The 11,407-nt window shown below is 37.3% G+C and carries 11 protein-coding genes; 6 read left to right on the top strand and 5 right to left on the bottom strand.

Annotation, left to right across the window (positions count from 1 at the left end):
* Positions 1 to 93 precede the first annotated feature (93 nt).
* From ACE1CA_RS26190 to ACE1CA_RS26180, 3 genes are read left to right on the top strand one after another with little or no spacing between them, the layout of a single operon-like run.
* Positions 94 to 1,080 carry a glycosyltransferase gene (locus ACE1CA_RS26190; RefSeq protein ID WP_413279971.1) on the top strand — a complete coding sequence of 329 codons (987 nt, stop codon included), beginning with the start codon at positions 94 to 96 and terminating at the stop codon, positions 1,078 to 1,080.
* 4 nt (positions 1,081 to 1,084) lie between these two features.
* On the top strand, positions 1,085 to 2,086 hold the full coding sequence (locus ACE1CA_RS26185) for a glycosyltransferase (RefSeq protein WP_413279970.1): 1,002 nt from the start codon (positions 1,085 to 1,087) through the stop codon (positions 2,084 to 2,086).
* A gap of 25 nt (positions 2,087 to 2,111) precedes the next feature.
* Positions 2,112 to 3,095, top strand: coding sequence for a glycosyltransferase (locus ACE1CA_RS26180; protein ID WP_413279969.1), 984 nt, complete (start codon positions 2,112 to 2,114; stop codon positions 3,093 to 3,095).
* Positions 3,096 to 3,100: 5 nt separating this feature from the next.
* On the opposite strand, the gene ACE1CA_RS26175 is transcribed toward ACE1CA_RS26180, so the two are convergent.
* From ACE1CA_RS26175 to ACE1CA_RS26155, 5 genes are all read right to left on the bottom strand, one after another.
* The gene (locus ACE1CA_RS26175; protein ID WP_413279968.1) at positions 3,101 to 4,267 is read right to left on the bottom strand and encodes a glycosyltransferase; all 1,167 of its coding nucleotides are present in this window, start codon (positions 4,265 to 4,267) and stop codon (positions 3,101 to 3,103) included.
* A 1-nt stretch (position 4,268) separates the two neighbouring features.
* On the bottom strand, positions 4,269 to 5,225 hold the full coding sequence (gene hpsE, locus ACE1CA_RS26170; RefSeq protein ID WP_413279967.1) for a hormogonium polysaccharide biosynthesis glycosyltransferase HpsE: 957 nt from the start codon (positions 5,223 to 5,225) through the stop codon (positions 4,269 to 4,271).
* A 1-nt stretch (position 5,226) separates the two neighbouring features.
* The gene (gene hpsE / locus ACE1CA_RS26165; protein ID WP_413279966.1) at positions 5,227 to 6,204 is read right to left on the bottom strand and encodes a hormogonium polysaccharide biosynthesis glycosyltransferase HpsE; all 978 of its coding nucleotides are present in this window, start codon (positions 6,202 to 6,204) and stop codon (positions 5,227 to 5,229) included.
* Positions 6,205 to 6,257: 53 nt separating this feature from the next.
* A complete protein-coding gene (gene clpB / locus ACE1CA_RS26160) occupies positions 6,258 to 8,891 on the bottom strand; it encodes an ATP-dependent chaperone ClpB (RefSeq protein WP_413279965.1) in 2,634 nt (877 codons plus the stop codon).
* A 236-nt stretch (positions 8,892 to 9,127) separates the two neighbouring features.
* Positions 9,128 to 9,394: a YciI family protein gene (locus ACE1CA_RS26155; RefSeq protein ID WP_413279964.1), complete on the bottom strand. Its 267-nt coding sequence runs from the start codon at positions 9,392 to 9,394 to the stop codon at positions 9,128 to 9,130.
* A 38-nt stretch (positions 9,395 to 9,432) separates the two neighbouring features.
* Between ACE1CA_RS26155 and ACE1CA_RS26150 the strand changes: the two genes are divergently transcribed.
* The 3 genes from ACE1CA_RS26150 to ACE1CA_RS26140 all read left to right on the top strand — a co-directional run bounded on the left by ACE1CA_RS26150 (position 9,433) and on the right by ACE1CA_RS26140 (position 11,393).
* On the top strand, positions 9,433 to 9,981 hold the full coding sequence (locus ACE1CA_RS26150) for a 2'-5' RNA ligase family protein (RefSeq protein ID WP_413279963.1): 549 nt from the start codon (positions 9,433 to 9,435) through the stop codon (positions 9,979 to 9,981).
* 53 nt (positions 9,982 to 10,034) lie between these two features.
* Positions 10,035 to 10,517: a DUF29 domain-containing protein gene (locus tag ACE1CA_RS26145; protein ID WP_413279962.1), complete on the top strand. Its 483-nt coding sequence runs from the start codon at positions 10,035 to 10,037 to the stop codon at positions 10,515 to 10,517.
* Between the two features lie 135 nt (positions 10,518 to 10,652).
* Positions 10,653 to 11,393, top strand: coding sequence for a DUF429 domain-containing protein (locus ACE1CA_RS26140; RefSeq protein WP_413279961.1), 741 nt, complete (start codon positions 10,653 to 10,655; stop codon positions 11,391 to 11,393).
* The last annotated feature ends 14 nt before the right edge of the window (positions 11,394 to 11,407 follow it).

Raw genomic sequence — 11,407 nt, 5'->3', positions numbered from 1 at the left:
CCTACTGGTGAGTGCGATCGTACTAGTTTTAGTAGTTTAATGTTAGCCGATCGCATAGTTAAACAGGGAGAACTTAGGAGGTAATCAGTAAGTATGCCACTTATTTCTGTAATTATTCCAGCGTACAACAGCGAAAAAACGATTCGTGAAACTATTGAATCTGTTTTACAGCAAACTTTTTCCGATTTTGAATTAATCGTAATTAACGATGGTTCTACAGATGCAACTTTAGAAATTGTGACCAGTATAAAAGACCCGCGTATTAAGGTTTTTTCCTATCTTAATGCAGGAGTAGCTGTAAGTCGTAATCGCGGAGTTTCGCATTCATTTGGAGAATTTATTAGTTTTTTAGATGCTGATGATATATGGACAACAGATAAACTAGAAGCACAATTAAAAGCATTACAAGAAAATCCCCAAGCCGCAGTAGCTTATAGTTGGTTAGATTCTATTGATGAATCAGGTAATTTTTTGCGAGAAGGTACTCGTATTACTGAAAATGGAAATATTTATGCCAAACTTTTTTTAATTCCTTTTGTATCCAGTGGTTCTAATGGATTAATTCGCAAGCAAGCTTTTATAGAAATTGGTGGTTTTGATGAGTCCCTTGCTGCTAGTCAAGATTATGATTTATATTTGCGATTAGCAGCCCGTTATCATTTTGTAGCTATACCAAAATCGCAAATTTTATATCGCATTTCATCTGGCTCTATGTCTACTAATATTCGCCGACTGGAAGCAACCAGTTTATTAGTAAGAGAACGCGCTTTTCAGGAATCTCCTCAACCTTTACCTCCTGAGTTTAAGCAGTATAGTATTGGCAATTTTTACAAGGATTTTACCTTTAAGTTGCTGAATATGCCACCTCATAGAAAGAGAGGTTTGCAAGCAGCTAGATTGTTTTGGAATGCTGTAAAATATGACTCAGAATTACTGCGGAGGCGAATTATATGGAAAGTAGCGTTGAGAATTGCAGCAATCACAATTCTGCCATCAAAGCAGGCTGAGTTATTCCTCAATAAACTGAATAAGTTAGCAGATATTAGTACTTTGTATGTTTTCATCCGTCAGGGAGCATAAATATATGGTAATAATTTCTGTAGTTATCCCAGTTTACAATGGGGAAAAAACCATTAAAGAAACTATTGATTCAGTTTTAAAACAAACTTTCACTAATTTTGAATTAATTATTATTAATGACGGTTCCATAGATAGAACTTTAGAGATTATTTACAGTATTAAAGATGAAAGGTTAAAAGTATTTTCTTATCCCAATGCAGGTTTAGCAGCTAGTCGTAATCGAGGAATTTATTTAGCAAAAGGGCAATATATTTCTTTTATCGATGCGGATGATTTGTGGACACCAGATAAATTGGAATTACAATTAAAGGCACTTGAAGAAAATTCCGAAGCAGCGGTAGCTTACAGTTGGACTGATTGTATTAATGAAACAGGTAAATTTTTGGGTAAAGGTAGTTATTTAAGTTTTAGTGGTGATGTTCGTGCCAATCTTTTATTAACTAATTTTATAGATAGTGGCTCAAATGTTTTAATTCGTACAGAAGCTTTAAAAAAAGTTGGTTATTTTGATGAATCTCGCAAGTCGTGCGAAGATTGGGATATGTGGCTACGATTAGCATCTGGCTATAGTTTTATTGCGATATCTAAGCCGCAAGTTTTATATCGAATCTCTTCCACTTCTATGTCTACTAACCTTTTGCGAATGGAAGCAGAGAGTATGGAAGTAATTGAAAGAGCTTGCGATCGCAATCCTAGTTATTTGACAAGACTTAAGCCATTAAGCAAAGGAAATATTTATAAGTATTTACTGTTTCGATCGCTTAACTTGGCTGCAAAAAAAGATGATTGTTTAATAGCCGCTAAATTTCTTTGGAAATCTGTGAAATACGATCCCTCAATATTGCAGACAAAAGTTATTTTGAAAGTTTTATTTAAAATTATTACTATACTTTTATTACCCCCTAAAATAGCTGAATTTATGGTAAAAAAATATAAAAGATTATATGATATAGCTGCCTTACTGATATATCATAGAAAAATAATTGACTTACAAGTAAAAAATTAGCTTGCTTATAAAAGAGCTTACTTATATGCCAATTATCTCAGTAATTATTCCCACTTATAATGCCGAAAAAACGATTCAAAAAACCATAGAATCTGTTTTGAACCAAACTTTTACAAACTTTGAATTGATAATCATTAATGATGGTTCTCAAGATGCAACGAGAGAAATTTTAAGTAGGATATTAGATTCTCGGCTAAAAGTATTTTCTTATCCAAATGCTGGTTTAGCTGCGAGTCGTAATCGCGGTATTTACCATGCTTCTAGTCAGTATATTTCCTTTCTTGATGCTGATGACTTATGGACACCAGATAAACTTGAGGCGCAACTGCAAGCCTTACAAAACAATAGCCAAGCTGCTGTCGCCTATAGCTGGACTGATTGCATCGATGAATCAGGTCAATTTTTGCGTCGAGGTTATTACATTAGTGCAAGTGGAAATGTTTATAAGAAACTATTGTTGACTAATTTCTTAGAAAATGGTTCTAATCCTTTAATTCGGAAAGAAGCTTTCGATAAAGTTGGTGGTTTTGATGAATCTCTTAACTCGGCTGAGGATTGGGATATGTATTTACGATTGGCAGCTTGCTATAATTTTGTAGCTGTGTCATCTGTGCAAATTTTATATCGAATATCTGCCACTTCGATGTCTACCAACGTTTCTAGAATGGAAACAGCGTGTTTGCAAGTAATTAACAAAACATTTAATCAATCTCCTAGTTCGTTACAGTATTTGAAGCATCAAAGTTTAGCTAATCTGTACAAAATACTTATTTATAAGTCTTTGGAAGCACTGCCAAACAAAGAGAGAGGCATAGCATCTATGCGATATTTTCGGTTAGCTATCAAAAACGATTTATCTTTCCTTCGAGCTAGAGTTGTTTGGAAAGTTTTGTTAAAAATTGCGCTAATTATGCTGCTACCTCCCAAACAAGCGGAAGTTTTTTTGCATAAATTTGCACCAATTTTTAATATCACAACTATATTTGGTTACTTGCAAGTTGATAGTTGATGAATCTATGCTTTTTTCAAGTCTATAATTGTTAAATAATTTGAGACTGCTTGTTCAACGGTGAAACTTTGCGAGCGCAGTTTCAATTTGTCTGGATTTATGGGAGAATTCAAAGCTTGGTGCATAGCAGTAGCTAGTGCTGTGACATCCTGTACTGGTACTAGCCATCCGTATTTCCCTTGCTCTAAAATTTCATCTGGACCGTAGGGACAATCTGTGGAAATTACTTGACAACCGCAAGCCATCGCTTCAATCAAAACTGTTGGCAAAGCCTCCCAAACGGAAGAGAGAACTAACGCAGTTGCCTGACTCATATAAGCGTAGGGATTGCTGACAAATCCTGGTAAAAAAACATCGTTTTCTAAGCTTAATTTGGAGACTAAAGCTTCTAATTCAGAACGCAATTCTCCTTCACCTAAAATCAATAATTTAGCTGGAAATTGTTCACGAAACCGAGCAAAGGCATATAGGAGAGATTGATAATCTTTTTGTGCTGTTAGTCGCCCAATTGCCAGTAGGACAGGAGGTTGATTCGGTTGAAACCAAGGATGTTCTATGGGCAAGCGAGACTTGAACAATAAGTTATCATCAATTACTGGATTGTAAATTACTTGAACAGAGTTCGGTTTCAGCTTGAGACTCATTTCTAGTTCTCTAGCAAGACCTTTTGATACAGCAATAATTCCATTGGCTTGGGGATAAAACCACTGCATTATCATCGGTAGTAAAATAGGCAGGATATCTAATCTTTTAGGGCGATCGTTTAGCGATCGCTTTTCTCTTTGGAGCAAACTATTAAATAATAAAGTATGCTCGACTAAAAATATAGATACAGGAACTCTGGCGATAACTTTTGACATAACAGTAATTACATTAGCAATAGGCAGATGAGAAAATAAGTAATCTGGCTTTTCTTTTTGTAAATATTTGGCTATAGCTGGAATCAATTTCAAATAACTTTTGCTACGGTTTTCAATTCTGATTTGTAAATCGATGACTCTAACTTGAGGCGGAAATTGATTTAAGTATTCTCCTGTAAGAGAAGCAACCACTAAATCTAAGCAAATATCGTCTCGCTGAGAAAGATGATTGAGCAAGTTTAGTACTACTCTCTCAATGCCTCCTCCTTCTAAACTCTTTAAAAGAAAAGTTATTCGTTTTTGTTTATTCATGTTAGCTTTTTAGTTTTGTTGCTGATTTTTTAAATACTAAGAAAGGACTGATTAAGCTACCCCAGTAAAATTCCATTTCACAAGCAGCAATTAAATCTGTGTTTAATTGTCCTTGGTATTTGATGTAATGCAATAGAACTCTGCGTGCATTTCCCAGTAAAGTTCTAGCTATCAAAACGGGTTTTTGCCAAGGTTCAGCATTAATCATTCTTAGTTGGCAAGTTGCTAAACCGCAACCACGAGAAATTGAAAGTAAGTAATCTTTTTCTAGCCGCCAATGGGGGATTTGATGATATGTATGAAGGTCAGGATGATACCAAATTTCCCAACCTGCTTTGTGCATATATAACAATGGTTCATAGTCATCTCCTTGTACCATGACACCCGGAAGTTTACCGCTTAATTTAGGACGACTGGGAACATTTTCACACCAAGCTTTTTTGCGAACTACTAATGAAGCTGCGGGAGGAAGTCTGAGATTATCTGGATCGAATAAATGTGGTATTGAACCATGTTCTCTAATTGCTAAAAAAGCTTGAATTCTTTCAAAATTTTCTGGCGGTTTTACTTCAAATTCACCGTGAATTTGACCGCTGAAAGCTCCAGCTTTGGGATGATTTTTAGCAAAGTTGTATGCTTGAATGACCCAATCTTCAGCAGGTAGGTTATCATCATCCAGAAATCCAATTAATTCTCCTTTGGCTTCTCGAACTGCTAACAATCTGGCAAAAGCTGCTCCTTGTTCACTTTCAAAACAATATCTAAGTGGGATATGATTATGCCAGTTTGATTGATAATCTTGAATAATTTTTGCGGTGTTGTCTTTGCTGTTGTTATCTACTATTAAGATTTCCCAATTAATTTTTTCGGTGTTGGTTTGCGATCGCAACCTCTCCAACACTTGAGGCAAGCGTTTTTCACCATTATAAGTAGGTATTGCAACTGTGATATCAACCATATTACTCACTACCAAAATAGATTTTTTTGTAAATAAAAAATGGACTAATTAAACTACTTAAATATAACTGCATTTCACAAGCAGCGATTAGGTCTGTATTAACTTTATTACCATGTTTCAAGATATGTAAAATTATTTTACGCAGATCGTTAGCCATATAAGCAGGAATTACCAAGGGTTTTTGCCAAGGTTTTACACCGATCATTCTGGTTACATGACGACTCAAACCGATGCCCCGAATTAAGGAAATTAAATAACTCCTTTCTAGTCGCCAATGGGGAATTTTATGGTAAATTTCCATAGCTGGATTGTACCAAATTTCCCAGCTTGATTGTTGAATATGTGACAAAACTTCTAAATCTTCACTAGTGAGCATTTTCCCATTAGCTCTACCTGTTAAAATAAGTTTATTGGGCACGTTTTCTAACCAAGCTTGTTTGCGGACTACTAATCCGGCTGAGGGTGGCAATAACTTACTGGAAGGGTGATATAAAATTGGTTTTTCCCCCCGTTCTGTAATTGCTAAAAATGGGGCAAGTTTCTGAAAATTTTCGGGCGGTTCCACTTCGTAAAGCGGATGAATTTGACTGCCAAAAGCACCTGCTTTCGGGTGTTCTTGACTGAAAGTATATGCAGCAGCTATCCAATTTTGGGCGGGTAAATTGTCATCATCAAGAAAACCAATTAACTCACTTTTGGCTTCTTTAATTGCTCTTTGACGGGCAAATCCTGCGCCTTGTTGCTGTTCTTGGCAATATTTTAATGGGTAATTTTCTGACCAGTTTTGCTGATATTCTTTTACTACTTTTGCGGTGTTATCTTTGCTGTTATTATCAACTACTAAGATTTCCCAAGAAAAGTTTTGGGGGAGAAGTTGCGATCGCGAAGCGTGTGCAGCGCACTCTCGCAGTTTCTCCAGCACTTCTGGTAAACGATGTTCGCCATTATAGGTTGGGATAGCTAGGGTGAAGTCTGGCATAAGTCGATCGCGCTTTCTATACTAACGAAATATCCTTAACATCAGGTACTTTGTCAACTTATCATTGTTTGCGGTTGCACTATGAGAGTTTCTTTCTTACTAAAAGTCAGGCTATTATCCTCACAATCAACTACAATCGTGTCACCAGCAACAAACTTATTTTCTAACAACAATGTAGCCAAGGGATTTTCTAATTGTCGCTGAATCGCCCGTTTTAAAGGACGTGCGCCATAAACTGGATCGTAACCTGCTTCTGCTAAATGATCTTGGGCTTTTGCTGTTAGTTCAATGTTGATTTTTTGGTCAGCTAATAAGTAGTGAATTCGTTTTAATTGAATTCCAACTATTTCTCGTAATTCATGACGACTTAAGGTATGGAATAAGATAATATCATCAACGCGATTTAAGAATTCGGGGCGGAAATGTTTTCTTAATGCGTCCATGACTTGTTTTCGCATTTCTTCGTAACGGGAATCATCGCCGCTAAAATCGAGAATGCGATCGCCTCCAATATTACTAGTCATTACAATTACAGTATTACGAAAATCGACCGTTCTTCCCTGGGAATCAGTAATCCTGCCATCATCTAAAACTTGCAGCAAAATATTGAAAACATCGGGATGTGCTTTTTCCACTTCATCTAATAATACAACTGAATATGGTCGCCTCCGAATTGCTTCCGAAAGTTGTCCGCCTTCTTCATATCCCACATATCCAGGAGGCGCACCAATTAACCGAGAAACGGCGTGTTTTTCCATGTATTCAGACATATCAATTCTTACTAAAGCGTCTTCTGCATCAAACAGAAATTGCGCTAAAGCACGGGCTAATTCGGTTTTTCCTACACCCGTTGGCCCCATGAATAAAAAAGAACCAATTGGTCTTCCGGGGTCTTTCATTCCCGCCCTAGCGCGACGAATTGCTGCTGCAACTGATGATACTGCTTCCTGTTGTCCGATAACTTTTTGGTGCAATTGTGATTCTAATTGCAGTAATTTTTGCCGTTCCGATTCCAATAATCTATTAATGGGAATTCCCGTCCATTTTCCGACAATTTCGGCAATATCTGATTCGGTAACTTGTTCCCTTAAAAGGGTAGCACCTTCAGCTTGGACTTGCAAAAGTTCCGTTTCTTTTGCTTCTCTTTCCCGTTGCAAACCTTCCAATTTTCCGTATTTTAACTGCGCTGCTTTGTTCAAATCATAAGCCCTTTCTGCTTGTTCAATTTGCACCCGCAGATGTTCTTCTTCTTCCTTCATGGCATTAATTGCTTCTAAAAGTTGCTTTTCTCCTTGCCATTGGGAAGAGAGTTTTTCTTGTTCAGTTTTTAATTCCAAAATTTCATCTTCGATGCGCCGCAAGCGTTCTTGGGAAACAAAATTTTCTTCTCCTTCTAAGGAAAGTTTTTCCATTTCTAATTGCATAACGCGACGATCGATCGCTTCCAACTCTTCCGGTTTAGAAGTAATTTCCATTTTCAATTTAGCAGCAGCTTCATCTACTAGATCGATCGCCTTATCCGGCAAAAATCTATCCGTAATATAACGCTGAGAAAGCGTCGCCGCAGCTACTAATGCCGAGTCAGTAATCTTAACTCCGTGATGCACTTCGTAACGTTCTTTCAACCCCCGCAAAATCGAAATTGTATCTTCTACAGTTGGTTGATTAACATAAACTTGCTGAAATCTTCGTTCTAAAGCTGCATCTTTTTCAATGTATTTGCGGTACTCATCCAAAGTAGTCGCGCCAATACAACGCAACTCTCCCCTTGCTAACATTGGTTTAAGTAAATTCCCCGCATCCATCGAACCTTGACTATTTGCACCCGCCCCAACAACGGTGTGTAATTCATCAATAAATAGGACTATTTGCCCCTCAGAATTAGTAACTTCTTTCAGTACCGCCCGCAGTCTATCTTCAAATTCTCCGCGATATTTTGCCCCCGCCACTAAACTGCCCATATCTAAAGAAATTAAGCGGCGATTTTTCAAAGATTCAGGAACATCACCATTGACAATTCTTTGGGCTAAACCTTCGGCGATCGCAGTTTTTCCTACCCCAGGTTCGCCAATCAAAACCGGGTTATTTTTTGACCTTCTAGATAACACTTGAACCACGCGACGAATTTCATCATCTCGCCCAATTACCGGGTCAAGTTTGCCTGCTTTTGCCTGTTCGGTTAAATCCCGTCCATACTTTTCCAAAGCTTCATAACGATTTTCGGGATTTTGATCTGTAACCTTTTGATTTCCGCGAATTGTTTTAATTGTTGCTTCTAACTTTTTCCCATCTACATCATAAGCTTTCATCAATCTGCGACCAACTCTTTCATCTTCGGTAAAAGCTAGGAGTAAATGTTCGACAGAAATAAAAGTATCTTGCCAATTTTCTCTAGCTGACTCAGCGCGATCGAGCATGACATCTAAACTTTTACCCAGATATAATTGGTCTACTCTGGGAAGTTTTGGCTGAACTTTTGTATAAGATTCTAACTGTTGAAACAGGCGGGTAGGTTCGACACCTGCACGGTTGAGAATGCGCTGAGTTAGTCCTTCTTGTTCCAAAAGCGCAAGTGCTAAATGTTCTACTTCTAGATATTGATTTTGAAAGCGTCGCGCTACTTCTTGAGATTTGACGATCGCTTCCCAAGCTTTATCGGTAAATTTAGTAGCATCAGTAGGTTGCACAGTAGCTCCTTTTATTAATAAAATTTTCCGTTATCACCCGCAAATACATCTTAATGAAAACTACCGATATTGTACCTTTCCTTTTCTTTAAGCTGTTCCGCATTTAAATTGGATTGTTTGGAAACAGAAGAAAATTCGTCTAATTCTCTCCCCTGCCCCCCTGCCCCCCTGCTCCCCTGCAATCTTAATAAGTGATTTAAATGCGTGACAGCTTATTCCCAATCCCCAGTCCCCATTCACTCTACTACAACACACCATTGATGAAGTTTGTATTTAACACAACCGTTCTGCACTAAAGGATCTTGGGCGACTATTACTTTTGCTTCATCCATTGAAGCTGCTTGGAAAAGTAACATTCCGCCACCGAGTTCTCCCCAGTACCCACTTTTCGCTTGATGTCCTTTAGCGATTAAATCTTGGACGTAAGCTTTATGTGCAGGTACATATTGGTCAAAGGTAACTTTATCCACAATTCCTTCTTCTATTTTGACAAACCAAGGCATATTAATGTTAGTAAATGTAAGAGTTGGTTATTAAACTAATGATGAGTTCTAGAAGTTTGTTTTTTATTGCTTTACTGCCACCTGTAAGTATTCAGGATGAAGTCAATCAAATTAAACAGTACTTTAGCGATCGCTACGCCAGCAGTCACGCTCAAAAATCCCCTCCCCATATTACCCTACAACCGCCCTTTGAGTGGAATCGGGAATCTGTCGGAGTTTTAGAAGAGTGTTTAAGTCAGTTTGTGAGCGATCGATCCCAAGTACCCATTACTTTATCAGGATTTGCCGCCTTTGCGCCCAGAGTCATCTTTGTTAACGTCTTAAAAACGCCCGAACTCTTGAATTTTCAAGCAGACTTGACTAATCACCTAAAGATAACCTTGGGTATTGTAGACGAAAGATCTCAGGGAAGACCCTTTGCCCCTCACATGACAGTCGCTTTTAAAGACTTAACTAAACAAAATTTTAAAGCCGCTTGGCCTGAATTTCAAGATAAACCTTTTCAATCAGAATTTGTTGCCAATCAGTTAACTTTGTTGATTCATACTAATGGGCGATGGAATATTTTCAAAGAGTTTCCCTTCTAAAAAATTGGTTTCTTGTTAGACTTATGTAGAGAAGAGAAAGGGAGTTAAATAAAATGACAACTAATCAATCAATGACAATTGCAATAAAATCCCTTTATGAGCAGGATCTTTGTTTGTGGTTACAAGCAAATATAAACTTATTAAAGGAGGGAAAATTTGCCGAAATAGATTTAGAAAATCTCCTAGAGGAACTGGAAAGTATGGTAAAAAGTGAGAAAAATGCTTTAAAAGGTAATTTAAGAGTACTTCTTATGCACTTACTCAAGTATAAATATCAGCAAGAAAAACGAACAAACAGTTGGATGTACACCATTATAGAACATCGTAAACGCATCCGAGATGCCTTCAAAATCAGTCCCAGTTTATATCGGTTTTTTGAAGAGATTTTTAATGAATCTTATCAAGATGCTAGGGAACTAGCCGCAGGTGAAACAGGGTTATCTATTAAGATATTTCCCCCAGAGTCTCCCTTTACTGTAGAAGACGTTCTGAATCCTGATTTTTTACCTTATGATAATCCCGAAAATGTTGAATAATTGAATGAGATGTGTTTTTGGGCGATCGCTTTTCAGAAAAAGTACCTCAAATTCCAAGAATTTCCTTCTCTTGTTTTATGATTCTGCATTTTGAGTTATTCTCCCAGATATATCATTATAAAATTTTTTTTAATTATGAACTTTCTCGGAATAGACCTTGGTTGGAGAACTGGTGCAAGTGGTTTGTGCTGTTTAAATTGGCAAAATAATCAACTGCAATTACTCGATTTAGATCGCCGCGAATCTATTGTTGATATTCTCTCATGGGTGGACACTTTCGCACCCGTACCAACACCCGCAATTATTGCTGTAGATGCGCCAACTTTGATTCCCAATGCCACAGGAATGCGCCTCCCAGATACACTCACACATAAATTATTTCATCGCTATCATGCCGCTTGCTATCCGGCGAATTTAGGGCGACCTTTTGCCCAAAAAACTGTCGAATTCGGTTTAAGTTTAGAAGCTAAAGGTTTTGCCCACGCTGCAACAATAGAACCTCAAAAATTAGGGAGATATCAAATAGAAGTATTTCCTCATCCGGCAATTGTTAATTTATTCGGGTTAGAACGGATTTTGAAATATAAAAAAGGTAAATTAGCCGATCGCCGCAGCGAATTAATAAAACTACGCTATTATATTTTAAATTCCTTACCAACTCTACAACCAAATCTTAAATTACCTGAATTACCAGAAATTCCCCTCACAGGTTTAGCAATGAAAAGTGTAGAAGACCAACTTGATAGTTTAATTTGTGCTTATGTTAGTGCTTATTGGTGGTATTGGGGAACCGATCGCAATTTAGTTTTAGGTGATAATTCTACAGGATATATTGTAATTCCTAATTCTCTACATAATCCCTTAAAATTAACTTGATGATGTTTTTTTGA

This window comes from Floridaenema evergladense BLCC-F167 (assembly GCF_041929205.2).
Taxonomy (GTDB): Bacteria; Cyanobacteriota; Cyanobacteriia; order Cyanobacteriales; family Aerosakkonemataceae; genus Floridanema; species Floridanema evergladense.
Note: the sequence above shows the minus strand (reverse complement) of the source record. Positions and strands in the feature narration are given on the sequence as shown.